This is a genomic window from Mucilaginibacter koreensis (genome assembly GCF_054783355.1).
The window spans coordinates 560268-581603 of the sequence record NZ_BAAGQS010000001.1 but is presented as its reverse complement, the minus strand read 5'-3'; the positions used below and the strand labels follow the sequence as shown (position 1 = coordinate 581603).

The following is a 21336-nucleotide window of genomic DNA, read 5'->3' as shown; positions in this document are numbered from 1 at the left end:
CTATCGGTTTGATATAACCCCAACTTCGGCCGCTGTAGCATCTTTACCTGAAAGCACATGCCAAGCCCTTAAAACAAAGTAACGTGCTATAACTTGTTGTTGTAATTGAACTACCTGTTCAACAGGGTTGGCTTTGATATTGGAAAACTCACCTTGCGCCACTTGTTTCCAATTGACACCATCGGTACTGACAGAGAACGCATACTGATCAACGACGCCTGCGGATTGACCGTCTTGCCGTGGCAGGTAGACGAACGCACTGATGGATTGTGATTGCCCCATGTCAACAATTAAATCAGCAGGCAACGCCCCGGCTGTTGTATCAAAAGATTTTGATTCCCAAATGGTGCCCGCATCTTCATCGATAGCCTTTTGGGCATTGGCGGATGTATCGCCCACCACCTTCCAGGCGCTTTTGCTCAAGCCAAAATGTAAAGTAACAACGCTGCTTTGCTTACCATTTAAATTTACTAAAGCTTTAACCATACCACCACCCTGAAATGATACTGGCTGATGATAAACAGGTGATTGGGCCGTCGGTATACTGCCATCGGTAGTGTAATGAATAATTGCTTCTTTTAAATCAGTAATTATGTTCAACAAACCTTGTTGATCGCGGCTTATTTTGGGTGCAGTTAAGATAACAGGCTCACGATACAAGCCAAAGTCGCTTAAAGCAATACATACCGGGGATTTAAGAATGCGCAGGCGCACTCGCCTGGTTGTTACCGGTTTTGGCAACCTGATTAACCGGTTGGCACCAATACTGGTTGCTTCGGCTATTTGCTGCCAGGCGCCATTTTGCCATGCATCCACTGCGAAAGCCTCAATGCGTTGACCGAGCTTTATATTTTCGCGCAGGCGGATGATATTAAAGGTTTTTGTGGATGATAACTGCAGGGTAAGTTTTGGAGTGGTTATTTGATTATCAGTTGCCCAATAGCTGTAACGATTATCATCAAGCAATGCCTGGGGGCCAAATTTTACGGCGTTATTTCCGCGCACATTACTGGTCGAAATTTTAGCGCCTTTAGTCAGGTTAACGGCAAACGTTTCGCGCAGCAACCGGCCGAACTCACGCAATGTGTTTACATCTTCATCATCGAGCAAACCCTGCGGGTTAGGTGATAAACCCAGATCCAGGTTAGCGCCACGACCTACACTTTTATAATATAAATCGAGCAATTGTGAAGGCGATTTAACCTTTCCGTTCTGACTGGCATGATAAAACCAGCCGGGCCGCAACGAGACGTCGCATTCGGCGGGCATCCAGTGCTTACCGTTGCGTGTACCTTCTACGCCTAGCTCATATTGGGTGTAGCCATTGGCTGGTAGGTGGCCTGCTTCGGGCGCAACAGGATCATAAGTAGCCCAACTGGTTTCACCGGCGTGGCCTTCTTCATTACCTACCCAACGCACATCGGGCCCCACATCGCCAAATATGACGGCCGATGGCTGAAGCCTGCGCACCAAGGCCCAGGTAGTATCCCAGCCGTAATAAGTGGTGCGGTCTATCTTACGCACCTCACGGGTTCCACCATAATAGCCGTCGCCACCATTAGCGCCATCATGCCAGGAAATAAAGAGCTTACCATAGTTACTGTATAACTCCTGCAATTGCTTACGGTAGATGCTCACATATTCAGGTTTTCCGTACAGAGGGCTGTTGCGGTCCCATGGAGAACAATATAAGCCCAGCTGCATTCCCAGCTGCCGGCAGGCCTGTCGGTATTCTTTTATCATATCGCCCTTGCCACCACGCCAGTTGCTTTTACTAATGTTGTGCATGGTGGTTTTAGTAGGCCACAGGCACAAGCCATCATGGTGTTTGGCCACAATAACCACGCCTTTAAAACCACCGGCTTTAGCAGCCCCTACAATTTGGGCCGCATTAAATTTTGTTGGATTTATCAGCCTGGGGTCTTCGTCACCATACCCCCACTCCTTGTTGGTATAAGTATCCACTCCGAAGTGAACCAGGCAATACATCTCCATTTCGTGCCAGTTTAACTGGGCAGCTGAGGGCACTGCACCAAAAGGCTTAGGGGCGGTTTGTGCAAAACCGACTAAGGTATTGAGCAACAATACTACTGTTGTAACTACTATTGTGTACCGCATATCAATAATTTAACAGCTGCATCTGGCTAAATAAATTTCAGGCAGAGAGATTACCGGCATAAATTCAGTAACAGCAAAAAGACTTGATACAATTGAGTATGGCATTTACCGTTTTTTTCATAGAAAATATAGCACTGGCCAAGAGCCTGTTTTATTAAACGCAAAAAAGAAAGGCCGGCACAAATTATTGATGGCCGGCCCTGTTGTTTTTTAGAAATGGTACCTGACAAAGGCTTCCATTGCGGCGTACTCAGCCATGCCGAGTTCATCGTAGTAAACTGCGGTTTGGCGGTTGCGGTCTTCGGCACGCACCCAGAATTCGCGGGCATCGCCCCCGGCAAATACCGGCCGGTCTTTTTGCGACTGGTGCTTGAATATAGCATCGCGCTTGCGCAGTACCTCCTGCGGCGAAAGCGGTACGGCCATTTCAATCTCATAAGGTTCAAACTCGTGCCAGGCACCGCGATACAGCCACATCCAGCAGTCTTTTACCCAATCTTCAGTAGCTTTTAACCTTTTCAGGGCCTCTAATACAATATTAAAGCACACCAGGTGGGTACCGTGCGGGTCGGCAAAATCGCCGGCGCAAAATACTTGGTGCGGTTTTACTTTCTGCAACAGCTCAATAGTAAGCTGAATATCGGCTTCGCTCACTGCATTCTTTTGTGTTTTGCCGGTTTCGTAAAAAGGCAGTGCCATAAAATGGATATGGTCATCCTGCAAGCCTGCAAAGCGGGCACCGGCGATAGCCTCCGTTTTGCGGATGAAACCTTTTACGTTACGTATCTCCTGGGTATCAATTTCATTGGGCTGCTTTTTAGCCATAAAGGCACGCATATTTTCATATACTTTTTGCAGTTCGGTAACGTCTTTGCCCAAGCTCTTGTCAAAATCCATACTAAACTCCACGAAGCGCAGCACATCATCATCCCAAACGGCGGTATTACCCGAGGTTTGGTATGCCACATGCACATCATGCCCCTGGTCAACCAGGCGGATAAAAGTACCACCCATAGAAATCACGTCATCATCGGGGTGCGGAGAAAATACGATAGAGCGTTTTACTGCCGGGTTGGCGCGCTCGGGGCGCTGTGAGTCATCGGCATTAGGCTTACCACCCGGCCACCCGGTAATGGTATGCTGTACCTGGTTAAAAATGTCAATATTGATGTTATATACCGGGCCTTGCGCCGTAGCCAGCTGTGCCATGCCGTGGTTGTTATAATCATCTTCAGTAAGCTTCAATATTGGCTTTTTTACGGTGAAGGCCAGCCATAATACAGCCTTCTTTTTTAGCGCATTATCCCAAACGCAATCTTTTACCAGCCAAGGGGTGTCAAACCGGGTAAGGTCTGAAGCGGCTTCCTGGTCGAGTACAAACTCAACATTATCGGATAGCTGCAGGAATGTGGCTGGCACATCACCCGATATTTCGCCTTCTACTGCTTTTTGAATGATGGGCGCTTTTTTGGCGCTCCAGGCCATCAGCACAATTTCTCGGGCCTTAAATATGGTACCAATACCCATGGTAATGGCCTTGGTAGGCACGTTCTGCTTCCCGCCAAAATCTCGGGCGGCATCACTTCGGGTCAGGTCATCCAGGGTTACCAGGCGGGTACCCGAGTTGGGAGCCGATCCAGGCTCATTGAAACCAATGTGACCGGTACGGCCGATACCCAGAATTTGCAGGTCTAACCCACCCAGTTCTTCAATTTGCTGCTCATAGCGCAGGCAAAAGCCGGCAATTTCATCCAGTGGCAATGTACCGTCGGGTATATGAATGTTGGCCCGGTCAATATCAATATGATTGAACAGGTTTTCGTTCATAAAAGTTACATAGCTCTGTGCAGCGTTGGGCTGCATAGGGTAGTACTCATCCAGGTTAAAGGTAATCACATCCTTAAAACTCAAACCTTCTTCGCGGTGCAGGCGTACCAGCTCATTGTACACTGCAATGGGGGTAACGCCGGTAGCTAAACCCAGTACCGTTTTTTCGCCGCGCGCCTGGCGCGAAGTAATTAAACCGGCAATGCGGCGCGCTACTTGCAGCGATGCTTCCTGCTGGTTGGGATATACCGTTACCGGCAATTTTTCGTACCGGGTCTCCTCCAATAAATTTAATCTGGCCATGCTTATATAGAGTTTTTGGTTAAATAGTTATACATTATTAATTACTGCCGGCAATAGGTACAAAAGCTTCGGGCATATTCCAGCCGCTGATGCTCAATACTTTTTTACTATTCTCAACTTCAGCACCGTAGCTGATGGTTATTATTTTGCGCTCACCCGGTAATACCGATATATAATTATCATTGTAAAACACTGGTAACAGCCGCTGCCTGGTCTGCTCATTTACTACCGAAAGGCGGTTAAAGAAAGCTACAGACGCTCCCGCCGGATTGCTCAGCGTTACCTCTACCTGGCCTGCGGCAAGCTTGCGGGCGCTTACCGTAAGTTTTGACACGGGCATTTTTCTCAAACCCGAATAATTGCCTTTTGCGTCGGGTAACCAGTAAAGGTTTTCGTCCAGCAGCTTTTTGTTTTGATCCATGAGCTGCAATACCAAAAAAGTACCCTCTTCTTTAGCCAAGGCATCCACTGATGGCTTTATGGGCAAAAAATCTTTTGATGATGATGGCTGTGCCTCAATAAATACCTGTGTAAGTAAGCTGTCTTTACCTGTGGCTGTATAGGCTTTAACTACCAGCATTAAATCGCGGTGGGTTTCAAAGGTATTGTTTACAACGGCTACCATACCGGTATAAGGGTTATACATGGCATGCAACGGAGCGCTGCCATTGTGCAGGCCATATAAACAAGCATTGGGGTCCAGGTAATAATCATACATCTGGCCGCGCAGGGCAGTCCATGGGTTTTGTGTTTTCCATATAATCACACCGGTGTACCAATCCCACATGTGTGAACTAAAGCCTTCCATCAGGGCCCGGTACTGATCATAATTAATTAACTGTGCCTTGTTGCCGAAATCGCGGGCGTCCCTGGGTTTGCCATACGGCTCCATAGCAGCACCATAGCCGATGTATTTATGATAATCCCAAACCGAATCGGTTTTCTCTTTACCGCTGCGCTCATCATATTCGGGAGCGACTAGGTTTTCCTTAGGCATAAACCGCTTCAGCGACTCATAATCGCCCACCCCTATTGAGCCAATTTCGGAGTTGAATGGGTAAGTTTGATGCTGCCAAAAGGTAGATAACGGCTGAATACCATAAGGACCGTCGCCGTTGCCGCCCAGTTTGTTGAGCGACATCTCATCGGAGTTAGAATAATCTACAAACCAGCGGGTACCGTCCAGTTTGGGCATAATGGAATCGCGCAGCGGAATTAAAATATCTTCGGGAGGGGTAATTTCATTGCCACCACACCATATGGCCAGTGAAGGATGATTACGCACCAGTTTAATCTGATCTGCTGCCGACTGCAGGAAGAGCTGATGGTTATCGGGATAATTACGACGTGTCCACTGGTCGTCCTTTTTCATTGGGTCGAGCCATTTGCCATTGGCATCACCAGAAATCCAAAAATCCTGAAAAACCAGCATCCCGTACTTATCACAGGCATTGTAGAACTCAGGGCGTTCAATTAAGGCGCCACCCCAAACCCTAATGAGGTTAAGGTTCATATCCTTATGAAAACGCACTTCGGCATCATAACGGGCATCCGAAAAGCGGAGCATTGCATCAGAGATAATCCAGTTACCGCCTTTAATAAATATTTTTTGGCCGTTTACAGCAATTTGCCGGCTATGGGTTTGATTGTTCCAGGTGGTTTGAATTTCTCTTATGCCCACCTGTACCGTTTCCTGATCTGATATTTTGTTGTTAACCAGGAACTGAAAATTTGAAGCATACAAATAAGCTGCGCCATAACCGTTTGGCCACCACAACCTGGGGTTATTTAAGGTTAAATTGGCCAAGGCAACCTGCGTAACAGAGTTAGCATTCAGGGTAACTTTTTTTGAAACGCTGATACCGTTTATTTTAAATTGCAAGGTGCCCGTAACTGGCTGGTTTAATGCATTACGCAATTCGGCAGAAGTTTTTAAAATAGCCGGTTGCTGTACACCATTTACCTTACGCACGCCCGGAATCAAAGTAATAACATGGGGGTTTTGTATGTCAACCGGACCGGTAGTTTCTAAAGTTACTTTATCCCATATACCGGTGTTGCGGTCACGTATGGGCTGTATCCAATCCCAGCCGGCGGTATATTGCAAACCTACATTTTTGGCAATTCGCCCGTCGCCGCCCTGCCCTCCGTTAGGGTTGCCGGGTTCATCGGGCGGATATACAATTACAGCCAAGCGGTTGCGCCCGTTTTTATTTAGCAGCGCGGTTACATTATACTGTCGGCGCATAAACATACCTTTCTGCAGTTCTTTATTTACCTGCTGCCCGTTTACATACAGATTAAAGCTGTAGTTAACTCCCCTGAAGTTGAGGTACACTTGCTGGTTGGCAGCAGTAAGGGGGGTGTTAAATTCTTTAATAAACCAGTAAGTATAATAATTACGCCCGGTGTAATAAATATCTTTAATGTACTTGTTGTTCATCCCGTAAAACGGGTCGGGCACTTTATGGTTGGCTAATAAAGTAGTAAGTACCGTACCCGGAACCACAGCAGGTTGCCAGCGCTCTGCTTTATAACCCGGGGAAGAGATAATTTCTCCGGTTTCCTTAATGTCACTTATGGGTGCACATTTCCAGCCTGTGTTAAGTTCAGTTTGTTGCTGGGCATACGTATCAAAACTAAGCAGCAGGCCGAACAGTACCAGGTAAACAAAGCCAAATATTTTCACAGGAGTAACTGAGGAGGTAATTGTAAATTGACGGCTATGGCTCTGCATACTGCTTTTCTTATTATTTATGTGTTCAAATAAAGAAAATAATAAACAATTCATCCGGGTCCTGTAGTTGCTAATTGCTGTTTATACCTGTTCTAACTCTTCAATTTTTTCGCGCAAACTCTTTCCTATATGTTCAATCACCAATACTGCCCCTCCTATCAACTGCGCGTGGTCGGCAAGATCGGAGACCACGAGCTGAGTTTCGGCAGATAACCGGGGTATGCAATGCTCGTTGATAGCCTGCTGAATAGGTGCCAGCCACAACCGCCCCATCCTACTGCCCTTTCCGCTCAGTGCAATCAGCCCGGGGTTCATGATATGGATTAAAATCGCCAAACATTGGCCCACATGGTACGCAGCTTCAGAAATCAGCCTTACGGCCAGCATGTCGCCTTTGGTAGCTTCGTTGATAAGTGAATGCGTATCTATCTTTTTGTAATTGGCTAAACTGCTGTTTTGCCCCTGCCTTAACTCATCATAAGCCTTAATAATAATGGCTTGCAGCGAGGCTTCAGTTTCTAAGCAACCATGTTTGCCACAGGCACATAGCTTTCCGTTCTTTATCAGCGGTAGGTGGCTGAACTCCCCTGCCAGGCCGGTATGCCCTCTGAAAATTTCACCGTTTACAATCATACCCAAGCCAATTCCCCAGCTCAGGTTCACAATCATGGCATCATCCTGACTGGTAGCCACACCAAACTTTTGCTCGGCCAGTGCAATGGCGGTCGAATCGTTTTCTATAAACAGCGGCAGGTCAATTCCCCTCTGCATATGCTTTACCAGTGATGTACCTTCAACCGGCAGAAAAGAATAATTGATACCTTTTTTTACATCAACAAAGCCGGGCATGGTAATACCTATACCTAAAATTTCTGATCTGGGTATGCCACTATCATTTATAAACTGATTAATAATACCAATCAGATTATCAACACTGAAACTATTTAAATCGATATCGTAGCTCACCACCTGCTTTGTAAACTCGTTATAATTATCGAGCAGGGCCAGTTCAATATTGAACCGGTCTATAGCTACCGAAACTGTATAGAATAAATTAGCAGCAAGTGAGTACTGCAGCGGTTTCCTTCCTCCGCTCGAAATGGCGTAGCCTTTTTCTATCACCACGCCCGAGGCAATTAAATCAGCAAGTAATTTAATTGTATGAGGAATACTTTTATTAATTTGATTACTGATTTCTGAACTGGTAAGCGTTTTACGGTAATATAAATATTGTATAGCTTTAGCAGTTGCCGGATCAGTAAGGGAAACAAATTGCTTTACGGGCACGGTCTATCAAGTGGTTTTTTCAAATTTATAAATCTTTTTTAATTTTTTATAAAGTCTATAGTTTTTAACTAATTTTCTACTAAAGTTTATTTCGCAGTATGCACCTGTAGTATTATATGATTTTGTCTTTTTCCTTTAACCGTTCTGCTTTTATTAAGCTGACACTCAGCTTTGTATTATTCATCATCAACTTTATGTATGCTGATGCCCAACCGCGGTCCTTGTTTTATGATGAACAATTAAGTATTGATGCACGTGTACAAGCTATGCTCAAGGCACTTACGCTTGAAGAAAAAGTATCATTGTTGGGATATAGAAGCAAAGCGGTTGAAAGGCTGGGCATTCCGGCCTATAACTGGTGGAATGAAGGCCTACATGGTGTGGCCCGTGCAGGCGAGGCCACCGTGTTTCCGCAAGCCATTGGTATGGCCGCCACATTTAATGATGATTTGGTAAAGCAAATAGGCACTGTAATTTCTACAGAAGCAAGGGCCAAGTATAATTTAGCAAGGCTTTCGGGCCTCCACATGCAATACATGGGCCTAACTTACTGGTCGCCCAATATCAATATATTCAGAGATCCCCGCTGGGGCCGTGGGCAGGAAACTTACGGCGAAGATCCCTTTCTTACTTCGCGGATGGGCGTGGCCTATGTTAATGGCATGCAGGGTACCGACCCTTTGCACCTGAAAGTGGCCGCTACGGCCAAACACTTTGTAGCCCATAGCGGTCCCGAAGCAACGCGTGATGAATTCAATGCCATTACCGATGAAAAGGATTTACGCGACACCTACTTGCAAGCCTTTAATGCGCTCGTAAAAAACAACGTAGCTTCAGTAATGACCGCCTACAACCGGGTAAACGGCGAGCCTAACTCTACAAGTAACGCTTACCTGAAAAATATTTTATTGAAGGAGTGGGGTTTCAAGGGTTATGTAGTCACCGATTGCGGTGCACTGGATGATATTTATTTGCGGCACAAAGTACTGCCCAACCGCACTGCCGTGGCAGCAGCGGCTATTAAAGCCGGCATAAATCTGGATTGCTCTTCTATACTACAAACAGATGTGATTAATGCCATTAAACAAGGGTTGCTCACCGAAATGGAGGTAGACCAGGCGCTTACTCCAACCCTGCGTACCCAGTTTAAACTTGGCTTTTATGACAACCCACAGCATAGCCCGTATTTTAGTTACGGGGCGGATAGCATTAGCAATGCTGCACATGAAGTGCTGGCCCGAAGGGCGGCACAACAAAGTATGGTTCTGCTTAAGAACGACAATCATCTCCTGCCTTTCCCTGCCGGTAAATACAGCAGCATTACAATGCTGGGCACTAATGCAGCCTCATTGGATGCCATGATGGGAAGTTATCATGGCGTAAGCAGTAAGGTGGTTGATTTTGTTTCGGGCATTACAGCAGCAGTAAGCAAGGCTACCCGTGTGGAGTACGATTTAGGTTCAAACTATACGGATACTACGCATTTTGGCGGTATCTGGGCCGCCGGCAATAGTGATGTAACAATTGCTGTCATAGGCCTTTCACCGGTGCTGGAAGGTGAAGCCGGTGATGCTTTCCTCTCAACTACCGGCGGCGATAAGGCCAACCTGGAATTGCCGGCCGGTAACATCGCCTTTGTGAAGGCGCTGCGCAAAGCAAACCCTAAAAAACCTGTAGTTGCAGTTATAACCGGTGGCAGTGCAATTAATTTAAGTACGATTGAACCTTACGTTGATGCTATCATCATGGCCTGGTATCCAGGTCAGCAGGCCGGCAATGCACTGGCCGATATTTTGTTCGGCAAAATTTCACCCTCAGGACACTTGCCGGTTACATTTTACCGCTCGATAAGTGATTTGCCTGCCTATGACGATTACCGCATGCAGGGCCGTACCTACCGTTATTTTAACGGCGCGGTACAATATCCATTTGGTTACGGTTTAAGCTACACTACCTTTAATTATGCCTGGAAACATCAGCCAAGCACCATTTACCGGTTAAAAGATACCATAAGAGTTACCATTGCCGTTCATAATACCGGTGAAACTGATGGTGACGAAGTAGTTCAGGCCTATATAAAATACCCAGCGGCAGAGCGGATGCCGCTTAAAGAATTGAAAGCTTTTAAACGCCTCAGTATACATAAGGGAACTTCTGAGGAAACAGCGTTGTATATTCCGGTTGCAGAACTACGTAAATGGGATTTGAAAACACACCGCTGGAAATTGTATCAGGGTACTTACCAGTTGCAATTAGGTAGCCACTCGGCCGATGAGAAGTTGACAGCTTCTTTTACGATCAAATAATAGAGACAACTTACTCATTGAACAGATGCGACAGTTTTTAATTATTTTTAATGAAATCTATAAAAGTACTCTCTTTTTTTATCTGCTTATCGCTTTGCACTTCTGCGCAGGTACTGCGCAAACGTACCACGCTGTTGATGGGCGGCCGATTTGATATTACGCTGGTTGCCCGCGACTCGCTTACTGCCGAGCAGAACATCGACACTGTAATTAAAGAGATTACCCGCATTGAAAATCTGATTTCAGATTGGCGGCCTAATACCCAGATTTCAGAAGTGAACCGCAATGCCGGCATCAGGCCGGTGAAGGTGGATGCTGAAGTATTTGCCCTTGCCGAGCGTGCCTTGCGCCTTTCTACAATTACTCACGGTGCGTTTGATATCAGCTTCGCTGCCATGGACCGGATATGGAAGTTTGATGGCAGCATGATGCAAATGCCTACCCCGAAGGCAATTAAAAAATCTGTAGAAAAAGTGGGTTATCGGAATATTATTCTTGATAAAAGTAACTCTACTATATTTTTAAAGCTGAAAGGCATGAAAATAGGCTTTGGCGCCTTAGGTGAGGGCTATGCCGCCGATCGTTGCCGCCAAATGATGCTGGCCCGCGGCATTAAAGCCGGCATCGTGAACGGTTCGGGTGATATGAGCACCTGGGGACGGCAGCCCAACGGCAGCCCCTGGCAGGTAGGCATCACCAACCCTTTACACCGCGACAGTCTGTTTACTGTTTTGCCACTGCACAAAAGCGCCGTAGTTACGTCGGGCAGTTATGAGAAATTTGTGGTATTTAACGGCAAACGCTATTCACATATCATTAACCCGGCCACTGGTTATCCCGCTACAGGTTTGTGCAGTGTGACGGTAATAGGCCCCAGTGCCGAAAGGGCCAATTCTTTCAGTACCTCCATGATGGTGCTGGGCAAAGAAGCTGCCCTTCAATTCATCAAACAATTTCCGGAGTATAGTTATATACTGATCACCGATAAAGGATACATCTACTCCTCTACAGATTTGCACCTGAAGCAGCGCAGGTTGAGGTAAACCCCACTTAATAACAATCCATCAGAATTTGTCCGTGCGACTGATAATAGCTTAATTCTTTGCCGGTTTTGTGCATGCAAATGGTTTCCAGCAAAGTAAGCACATCCTTTTGCATAGACAGCGAGCCACATAACATCATTACACCACCATCCTTCAGCACCTGAGCTACAAAATTTGCATCCCTTGCAATTAATGTGCTAATGTATTGGCGGTTACCCTCGCGCGATAAGGCAACCTGGTAGCCGGCAAGCTTTTGTACCGCTTGGTGCTGATCCAAAAATTCTTGATAATTTGAAAAAGATGCGCTGGTGCGAAATCCACAATATAAATGACAAGGCACAGTACTTTCGTTCTGACTAATCATACCCAAATACGGCGCAATACCGGTACCGTTGGAAACCATAATGACTTGAGTAGCCTTTTGCGGAAAATGAAAATGATTATTGTTTACTATTCTGGCCTTTAAAGTATCGCCCGGTTTCAAACCATGCAAAAAACCAGAGCCCAAGCCGTTAGGATGCAGCCTCACGCTTAGTCTGATTTGGTTTTCTATCAAGCCAATAGAATACAGCCGCTCGCGATAATCGTTCTGCGGATAGACTGCTAATAAATCCCCTGAGGTTACTTTTAACTTCTTTTGTGATTGCAAACTCAGGCCGAAGGTGCCTTCTACACTGTTGGCGGCCGTGGTGTGGGCAACGGTTAGGGTTTCCAGTCGCATGGGTTTGGCCGACTGCATTTCGGCCAGTGCATCAATCACCACCCCACTCCTGCTCGACCAGGCCTCGGCCCATAAACGAAATTCTTCGCGCGATTTATCATTCACGGTATGAATATCGGTTAAAGCCACTGCCCAGGGTTGCTGGGCCATCAGGGCATTCACCTCAAAAGCGAACTTGCAAAAATCGGGGTAAGCATGTGAACCGAAACCTATGGTTGAATACGTAATTTTTTGTTGCTGAACATACTTTGCCAACAGTGACGGAAACTTACGCGCGTTGGCCGGGGCATCGCCCAAGCCGTAGGTAGAGGTGCAGATAATCAGGTGATCAGCTTTGGGATATAAAGTATAATCGTTCAATTGTGAAATGAATGATTTTTCGCCCTGTTTTAATAATTGCCGGTGTATAGCCTGTGCAAAGCCAAAGGTGCTGCCGTTTTCGGAGCCTACCAACATCACAAAACGGGCTTCGTTAGCCGTGTATTTATTTTTAGTACGATTGGAGATACGTTTCCAGGTAATTACAAAACCCGAGTAGATAAAGAACAGGATATTTGCTGAAGCTATAGCCAATATCACTGCCCAGATGGCATTGGTACGGCCAGTATGCAGGTTCAGACTTAAATTAGTGAGTAGTAAAGTTGTGGGGTATTTAACTTCGCTTAAAATATCTCCGGTTACCTGGTTTACGGTCAGCTCACGGTCAGTAAGTTTCAGGGTATAATAATCCTCTACATCCTCCGAAAACGGAAACTCGATGCTTTGTACCTGTGCCAGTTTGGTATTTTTAAAAATGGCAATGTCGGTCAGCTTTCTTTCGGGCTTTTCGCGTATGGCATCAAAGTCAACCTTCGAAGTAATTTTTGGGTCGGCAATAATGCCGAACTTATTAAGCGACAGGTAAGTTCCTGTCAAAGCAATAATAATGATGGGAATGAGCGATAAGCGCCCTAATACCACATGATAATATTGCGCAAAGCCATCGCGTGCTATTTTGCCGAAGAAACGTTTCAGGCTGCGCTGACGCTGCAGGATGAGCAAAGTACCGGATATGGCAATCAGCAATAATAAAAATGCGGTAAGCCCAATGAAGAAACGCCCTGTCTCATGCAAAAACAGCGAACGATGCAGTGAAGTAACCCATTGAAAGAACTCATTTTTAGGGCCGGGATGACCTAAAATTTTACCTGTACGCGGGTCTATATAGGCCAGCATGTTTTTGCCCTGTGCATCACTACCTTTAAGCTGAACAAACTGGTTGGCATCTACCGTAAGTTCACTTACGCCGGGGTATTGCTTCTTGATTACGGGCAGTGCTTCGGACAGGGTAATCTCATTAAAACCATCGGTACGATAAGCCTGAACTTTTTGGGTAAGTGGTTCAAAAGCCAGGATGATGCCGGTAACCGAGGCAAGCGTGAGGAGTAGAAAAGAAGATACAGCCAAAGCTAAGTGGCTGTACCTCCAGACGGAAATAGTCATGATATGTTCGGCAAACCTTAATTAGCGCTAAAGCGCACATAACGAATAAAACCGGTGCCCTCATTTTTAGCGGCCAGCGTTTCGGTGGTGAGCGGAATTTCTATATCTTTTATATAGTAGTTTTTATCCTCAACGGCGCTTTCAAACCGCAGCTTATAACCGGCGTTGATTTTTGAAGTTTTAATTTCGATCACGTTCACGCTGCGGTCGCCCCCGGTAACTGAGGCCCCGGTGATGGCGCTGATATTGGATGGCTTTTTAGCGTAAAATTTATGCCACTCTTTTAATGATTTATACCATTTTTTATCAGAGCCCAACACGTACAGCGTTTTATCATAATCGCCTTTGGGGTTCACCAGCGAGATGACGATGTATGCGCCTTCGCCCATGTAGTTGGTCATCTGTATCATGCATCGGTATTTGCTGGTAGCGCCCTGAGCAAACGATGCAGATTTAATTGTAAAAGCAAAAGCGAGTAACAGGAATGCAATTTTATATATTTTAGACATACATGTGTTATTTAAGGAAATTAACAGACACATTGCTTTTAGTTAACGACTCATTTTCGCTGGCCAGGTCAAAAGCAGTTTCTTTAAAATTGGTAGTGAGTTCTTTGCTGGCACCGATGGAGATCAGGTACTTCATCAGTTCATCGTTTTTAGAAATCATGGCGGCTTTGTGCAGGGCAGTTAAACCCTCTTTGTTTTTAGCGTTTACATCTATCCCCAGCGGCTGCAAACGCTGAAGCAGCACCAGGTTATTTTTCACCACCGCATCATGATACAAAGTATTACCATTGGGCTGGGCAGCTTTTACATCAAAGCCTTTGGCTTGTAACATTTGCAGCTTAGCGCTGAAATCATCCGTTTTAGCGCCTTCTGCACCCGGGCCACGTCCGCTACGGTAAGATTGTACCAAATAATAGCCCAAGTTATTGCCGCTATGATCGGCAAGGTTTACAGATGCACCTTTGTTGATGAGGTAACCTACCATTTCGGGCGAATTACTTTGTACCGCCATGGCCAAAGCAGTAACACCTTTTTGGTTAGGAAGGTTAATGTTTTTCACTTTGGGCAGTAGCATGGCCAGTACCGCTGTATCGCGGTTGGCTGCTGCGGCGTACATAAATGGCGTGTTGCCTTCGTCATCCGTATTGTTTACATCTACACCGGCAGCAATGAAGTGCTGAATAATTTCGCCCTGATTTTGTTTGCGCACCAGGTAGTGCAATACATTTTCGCCGCTTTTGCTGGTTACGGTTGGCTTAATGCCCAAACCTTCCAGGTACTGATACACCGCCAGATTAGCGCCCGAAGCCGCACCGCCCGGCCCTCTGCGACCGCCGGATTGCGCCGCCATCAAGATAGCCGTTGGGTTTACCGGTACACCTTTTTGCAGTACGGCTTTCATTAAATCCATATTGCCGCTTCTGGCTGCATAGCTGAAGGCGTTGTTACCTGCTGCATCGGTGCTTTTCAAATCCAGGCCCTTGCCAGTAAAATATTGGGTAAGTGTTAAATCTTTATCATTGCTGATGGCCAGCAATAATGCATTTGCACCATCTTGGTTTACTTCCTTTTTGAGGTTAACGCCATGCGCTGACAGCACATCGTACACCTGTGTGTTTTGCTGGCCGCCACCGGCGGCAAACGTGAGCGGTGTAGCACCATGACTGTCTACTACGCTGGCTTTTGCCCCTTTGCTGAACAGGTATTCCATCACCTCCGTATTGCCACGCATGGCTGCCCAGTGCAGGTAAGTACGCCCATCGTGCGTTAATTTATCGGGGCTGTTGCCGGGTTGATCTAACAAATATTTGATAGTGGCGGTAGGCGCCTGTGTGTTGATAGCCAACACTACTGGATCAAAGCTATTGGAATTGAGCTGTGATGGATTACTGCCTTTATCCACTTCCGCTTTTACTTGAGATACATCAGGTTTATTTTGCCAAAAGGATTGATCTAATAATGTATTGGTTTGCCCGTGTGCAGCAAAGGTGATAAAGGTGGAAAGTGCTATAAATATTCTTTTCATCTGTAACGGAATGGAAGCCTTTAAGTGAGAACTTATGAACAACGCCGCTAAATTAATAAGAATAAGTCTAAATAAAAATATGTGCGATTGTATAAATAAAGTTACGGATGTTAAAAGAACATTTATGTTTTGATAATAAGGATGAATGATGGCACTCACAAGCTGCGAGCTTATTAGCTTCTGCTTAAGAGTCCGCGCTTGAGCACTCTATATTGCTTTGCTACATATTACTTAAGCGTGGACTCTTAAGACAGTGGTACAAAGACAGTACTGTGATAACGCACGGATTACTGGGTAGTATGGACTAAGTTTAAGTCCTCCTGCGGAAGACTTAAACCAGTACAAGAAGAATATAAGTTAACAAATTACCTCTTGATGGCGCGAATTTTAATTTGTGATTTATGATTTAATATAATAGCCGCTTATTGAGACACGAATTGCAAACTCGTGCCAGCAAACGAGCTAAAACTATAACGACAATCAGTTAACGGTCCCTATTCAAATTGAAGAATTCTTTGAAAGACACACTATTAATATCAATATAGCCATCCCCGTTCTTTGAAACACGTGTCGCATAAACAGAGGAACTAGGTATCATAGTAGCATTATCCTGTTTTTCCTTTCTAATGCTGTTGATTTCCCAATTTTTGACAAGCTTAATCATATACTTTGTATATCTTAAGCTGTCTGTATAAGAAAATATTCCCTGATGGTAGCTGTAGTTTACCTTATTATTTTTATCCCAAACCAAACCATAAAACGTTTCGTTTTCCAGTTCATAACTTTCTAAAAAGAAAACTTCCTTTGCTGTATTTATAAAAGACAACTTTCCTAATTCATATAACTTTAATCGAACATCATTAAATCTATCTTTCCCAGGTCTCCTAACTCCTTCCCTCAATTGATAAGCGCTAATCTTCTTTGATATTTTCGTAAACGACTGAGCATTAACAATGAACCCCAACAATAATAGTAAACATGAAAAAACTATACTTCTTTTCATAATATTTAGTGGATAAATAAGTGTAGTGGATTGCCCACATACTGGTGTAAGTTTAGCGAGACATAGCTTAAATCCCAAATGTGGTAAGCTTTCAGTTTATCAAACATTACAATTTCCTGTGTCATTTCGACTGTAGGGAGAAATCTTCTTCATCAAGCCAGTCTGCAGTATACCTATCGCTCGAAGAAGATTTCTCCCTACGGTCGAAATGACAAGTTGAATAATTACCAGTGTTCACGGTTTGGCAACCCAAGTGTTCATGAACGTTCACAGGTGTTCACGCCTGTTCACGAGCGTTCACGCTCTTACTTATTAACTATGAGTACAATTTTACAATTGCGCACATTTAGCTTATTATCAGTTATTTACGGTAATATTCATTTTTATTCAGTTAATTTTCACCCACTTAAACGTCATAAAAAGCGTTCACGAGCGTTCACGACACGTGAACGTGAACACCCGTGAAATGTGGTTGTCATTATACTACTTCAGGTGCTCCTTAAAGAACTCTATCGTCCGGCTCCAGGCCAAATCGGCAGCCGCCTTGTCATACCTCGGCGTAGTATTGTTATGGAAGCCGTGGTTGGCGCCTTCGTAAATAAAGGCTTGGTACTTTTTGCCGTTCTCTTTCAAAGCAGCCTCATAAGGCGGCCAGCCGGCGGTAATGCGGGTATCTAATGAGGCATAGTGCAGCATAAGCGGCGCGTTTATTTTGGGCACGTCGGTTAAGGCAGGCTGACTGCCATAGAAAGGCACAGCTGCGGCCAGGTCGGGTACGCGCACAGCCATCATATTGGCGATGCCGCCACCGTAGCAAAAGCCCACTACGCCTACTTTGCCATTGCAGTCCTTATCGTGCTTCAGGTAATTATAGGCGTCTATAAAATCTTCCTCCATCTCGCCTTTGTCGCGCTTGGCTTGCATAGCGCGGCCTTCGTCGTCATTGCCCGGGTAGCCACCCAGCGGGCTAAGCGCATCGGGTGCCAGGGTAATGAAGCCAGCCAGTGCAGCACGGCGGGCTACATCTTCAATGTAGGGGTTTAGGCCGCGGTTCTCGTGTACAACAATAATACCGCCCAGTTTCTGTTTGGCGTCAGCCGGTTCAGAGAGCAGGCCTTTGATGTTGCCGCCGCCTTTGGGCGAGGCATAGGTAATATACTCCGATTTCAAGCGCGGGTCATCAGCCTTAATCTCCACATTGCTTTTATAATCAGGCATTAAAAAGCTCATCAATGCCGGCACGGTTAAACCGCCTACAGCATACAGAGATAACTTCTGAACAAAGTCACGCCGGTCGAGCCGGTTGTGGGCGTAATCATCATACAGGTCGAATACTTCCTGCTTTACATCTTCCTTATTAATCGGGTTCATGATAGAGGGGTTTGCTCAAATGTAATGATTATCAACCGGTATATTAAAGCTGATATTGTACTGCCCTTAAGCTAACAGCCCTGTTACATACCATCTTTGCTTTTTATGTAGAAAGTTAATTAACTTGCCCATCAGTTTCAATCTGCATTGACTATCATATTACTTCATCAGCATGAATAAATTTTTACTTACGGCTATTCCTGTGGCTTGGGCTATGGCCGTGCAGGCGCAGCAACAACCCGCTCTCACCGCAACCGACTACGCCCGCGCCGAACGCTTTCTCAGCTACGGCACCGAACCCTTTGTTGACCATGCCGGCGTACGTCCCAACTGGTTAGCCAACGGTAACTTCTGGTACCGCGATTTGACTCCGCAGGGCGGCGAATTCATTTTCGTCAACACCGCCAAGGGCACCCGACAGCCGGCTTTCGACCATCAAAAGCTGGCAGCAGCACTATCATCGGCTACGGGTACAACTTACCAGGCCGGCATGCTGCCTTTTCAAACCATTAGTTATACTACAGATGACAAAGGCATTGTTTTTCGGGTAGAAGGCAAGCAGTATAAATATGATTTACAAAGCAACCAGTTAACAGCTGATGACTCGGCTGTACAAACCGGCCGCACAGGCATGGCCGGCCGCCGTGCACGGGGCGGTAACGAAGTGCTGTCGCCCGATGGCAAAAAGGCAGCTTTTATAAAAGATTACAACCTGTGGGTGCGCGATGTAGCCAGCGGCAAGCAAACCCAGCTGACTACTGATGGTATTAAAGATTTTGGTTACGCTACTGATAATGCGGGCTGGTCGCACAGTGATGCAGCAGTGCTGCGCTGGTCACCTGACTCACGCAAAATTGCCACCTTCAAGCAAGATCAGCGCAATGTGGGCGAAATGTACCTGGTGAGCACCAACGTTGGGCATAACCAACTACACGCCTGGAAGTATGCGCTGCCCGGCGACAGCACCATTGCCATGATACACCGGGTAATTATTGAGGTAGACAACCCAAAGGTAATTGCCCTGCAAGTACCTGCCGACCCTCACCGGGCCACACTGAGCGATGATATTTCGAGCAGCGGTACTTTTGATGATGTGGACTGGAATGCTGATGCCTCCCAACTGGCCTTCGTATCTACCTCGCGCGACCATAAACAAGAAAAGTTCCGCATTGCAGATGCGGCCACCGGTAAGGTGCGCGAAGTGTTTCAGGAAACTGTGCCCACCCAATTTGAATCGGGCTGGGGTGCTATCAACTGGCGCTATCTGGCTAAGAGCAACGAAATCATTTGGTTTTCGGAGCGCGATAATTACGGGCACTTATACCTGTATAATGCGGCTACCGGCAAAGTAAAAAATCAGATTACCAAGGGCAACTACGTAGTTACCCAACTGGTAAAAGTTGACGAAAAAAACCGGACGCTGTATTTTATAGCCGATGGTTTAGAAAAAGAGAACCCTTACTTCAGCCAGTTGTGCAGTGTAGGCTTTGATGGTAAACATTTTAAGGTACTAACGCCCGAAGCCGGCAACCACCAGGTAAGCTGGTCGCCAAACCAAGATTTCATTATTGATACTTACTCCAAGCCTGATGTGCCGCCGGTTACCGTATTGCGCAATTTAAATGGCAAATTGCTCACCACCCTGCAAAAAGCAGATGTATCGCGCCTGGCCGCTACTGGTTGGAAACCCGTTACACCATTCAATGTAAAGGCGCACGATGGTAAAACCGATATTTATGGTCTGATGTTTACCCCTACCCACCTCGACCCGAATAAAAAATACCCGGTGATTGATTACATCTATCCAGGTCCGCAGGGCGGCAGCGTGGGTAGCTGGTCTTTCGCTGCTTCGCGCGGCGATCACCAAGCGCTGGCCGAACTGGGTTTTGTAGTAGTGGTATTGGAAGGCACCAGCAATCCATTGCGCTCCAAAAGCTTTCATGATATGAGCTATGGCGATATGTCTGAAAATACCCTGCCTGATCAAATTACCGGCATCCGCCAGTTAGCACAACGTTTTGGTTATTTAGATACCGCGCGTGTGGGCATCTGGGGCCATTCCGGCGGTGGCTTTGCTACCGCGGCAGCCATGTTCCGTTACCCAGACTTCTTTAAGGTAGGTATTTCGGAATCAGGCAACCATGAGAACCGCAATTATGAGGATGACTGGGGCGAACGCTATGATGGTCTGATCAGCATGTCGGACTACGATAAGCAGGCCAACCAAAATTATGCTAAAAACCTGAAAGGTAAACTGATGTTGGCTCATGGCCTGATGGACGACAACGTTCCGCCGCAAAACACTTTGCTGGTAGTTGAAGCGCTGGAGAAAGCCAATAAAGATTATGATTTAGTGATATTTCCTAATAGTGCACACGGTTACGGGCAGTACTCCTATTACATGATGCGCCGCCGCTGGGATTATTTCGTAAAGAATTTACTGGGCGCCGAACCACCCAAAGAATACCAGCTAAAACCAAAAGCCGACCCGCGTAATCCAACTCCGGGCAGGTAGAATAAATTGCAGACATTTAAAAGGCGGATAATAAATCATTATCCGCCTTTTCTTTGTGACACTTTTTCAGGATTTGTCTTATTAGAAGCTTGCGTTTTAAGCAATATAACGCATTGCTGAATATCTGAGTAAAATACCGTACAAACCACTTTTATTTAAAGTAATTATACGCTAAATAAATACTAAGCTTAGTAGTAAGTTTGAATTTTAGATATAAAAATCTAAAAAAATGCATCTTTTATCTGTAACTATCCGTTAAAAAAGACAAACTGGTCCTCATCATACACTAATCCGCCATGAAAACTTACACCCGCACCCGCAATTACTCCATAATGTTCCAATACGGGCGTAATGAATACCGGCTTTCTGTTCAGGAAGTAGCCGATGAGCAGGATAACAGTACTTACCACATTTCTTCAGTTCCGTTTAAAGGCACGCTCATTCAGCTGAACAAGCAATGGCAGATGATAAGCGAGCACCGTATTTCAGAGCGCTTTAAAAAGCAACTGGTTAAAGAAATTCATTTCCACCGGCAGGTACTTGGCTTGTTAGACAAGGCCGTACTCAATACCTCCGTACTGCTTTAAGT

13 protein-coding genes are annotated in these 21336 nt (G+C 45.8%); 4 read left to right on the top strand and 9 right to left on the bottom strand.

Translation table 11 applies throughout. The features are described 5' to 3' along the window. The 4 genes from ACYVNW_RS02605 to ACYVNW_RS02590 form a co-directional block, all read right to left on the bottom strand. Positions 1 to 2118, bottom strand: a complete 2118-nt coding sequence (locus ACYVNW_RS02605; RefSeq protein ID WP_460678284.1) for an alpha-L-fucosidase — start codon at positions 2116 to 2118, stop codon at positions 1 to 3. Between the two features lie 210 nt (positions 2119 to 2328). Then, positions 2329 to 4248: a glucosamine-6-phosphate deaminase gene (gene nagB, locus ACYVNW_RS02600; protein WP_460678283.1), complete on the bottom strand. Its 1920-nt coding sequence runs from the start codon at positions 4246 to 4248 to the stop codon at positions 2329 to 2331. A 37-nt stretch (positions 4249 to 4285) separates the two neighbouring features. Further along, positions 4286 to 6937 carry a glycoside hydrolase family 2 protein gene (locus tag ACYVNW_RS02595; protein ID WP_460678282.1) on the bottom strand — a complete coding sequence of 884 codons (2652 nt, stop codon included), beginning with the start codon at positions 6935 to 6937 and terminating at the stop codon, positions 4286 to 4288. Positions 6938 to 7066: 129 nt separating this feature from the next. Further along, complete coding sequence (locus tag ACYVNW_RS02590; RefSeq protein WP_460678281.1) at positions 7067 to 8272, bottom strand: ROK family protein; 1206 nt, start codon at positions 8270 to 8272, stop codon at positions 7067 to 7069. A gap of 116 nt (positions 8273 to 8388) precedes the next feature. Between ACYVNW_RS02590 and ACYVNW_RS02585 the strand changes: the two genes are divergently transcribed. Both ACYVNW_RS02585 and ACYVNW_RS02580 read left to right on the top strand, forming a co-directional pair. Continuing rightward, positions 8389 to 10578 (top strand): glycoside hydrolase family 3 N-terminal domain-containing protein, encoded by a 2190-nt coding sequence (locus ACYVNW_RS02585; protein WP_460678280.1) that lies wholly within the window; start codon positions 8389 to 8391, stop codon positions 10576 to 10578. A 50-nt stretch (positions 10579 to 10628) separates the two neighbouring features. Continuing rightward, the gene (locus tag ACYVNW_RS02580) at positions 10629 to 11621 is read left to right on the top strand and encodes an FAD:protein FMN transferase (protein ID WP_460678279.1); all 993 of its coding nucleotides are present in this window, start codon (positions 10629 to 10631) and stop codon (positions 11619 to 11621) included. Between the two features lie 7 nt (positions 11622 to 11628). On the opposite strand, the gene ACYVNW_RS02575 is transcribed toward ACYVNW_RS02580, so the two are convergent. The 5 genes from ACYVNW_RS02575 to ACYVNW_RS02555 form a co-directional block, all read right to left on the bottom strand. Then, a complete protein-coding gene (locus ACYVNW_RS02575) occupies positions 11629 to 13824 on the bottom strand; it encodes a PepSY domain-containing protein (RefSeq protein ID WP_460678278.1) in 2196 nt (731 codons plus the stop codon). Positions 13825 to 13841: 17 nt separating this feature from the next. After that, a complete protein-coding gene (locus ACYVNW_RS02570) occupies positions 13842 to 14333 on the bottom strand; it encodes a DUF2271 domain-containing protein (protein WP_460678277.1) in 492 nt (163 codons plus the stop codon). A gap of 7 nt (positions 14334 to 14340) precedes the next feature. Continuing rightward, positions 14341 to 15858 (bottom strand): ankyrin repeat domain-containing protein, encoded by a 1518-nt coding sequence (locus ACYVNW_RS02565; RefSeq protein ID WP_460678276.1) that lies wholly within the window; start codon positions 15856 to 15858, stop codon positions 14341 to 14343. Positions 15859 to 16342: 484 nt separating this feature from the next. Then, on the bottom strand, positions 16343 to 16861 hold the full coding sequence (locus ACYVNW_RS02560; RefSeq protein ID WP_460678275.1) for a hypothetical protein: 519 nt from the start codon (positions 16859 to 16861) through the stop codon (positions 16343 to 16345). 483 nt (positions 16862 to 17344) lie between these two features. Then, positions 17345 to 18232 (bottom strand): dienelactone hydrolase family protein, encoded by an 888-nt coding sequence (locus ACYVNW_RS02555; protein ID WP_460678274.1) that lies wholly within the window; start codon positions 18230 to 18232, stop codon positions 17345 to 17347. Between the two features lie 172 nt (positions 18233 to 18404). Between ACYVNW_RS02555 and ACYVNW_RS02550 the strand changes: the two genes are divergently transcribed. Both ACYVNW_RS02550 and ACYVNW_RS02545 read left to right on the top strand, forming a co-directional pair. Continuing rightward, positions 18405 to 20747 carry a S9 family peptidase gene (locus ACYVNW_RS02550; RefSeq protein ID WP_460678273.1) on the top strand — a complete coding sequence of 781 codons (2343 nt, stop codon included), beginning with the start codon at positions 18405 to 18407 and terminating at the stop codon, positions 20745 to 20747. 296 nt (positions 20748 to 21043) lie between these two features. Then, positions 21044 to 21334, top strand: a complete 291-nt coding sequence (locus tag ACYVNW_RS02545) for a hypothetical protein (RefSeq protein WP_460678272.1) — start codon at positions 21044 to 21046, stop codon at positions 21332 to 21334. The last annotated feature ends 2 nt before the right edge of the window (positions 21335 to 21336 follow it).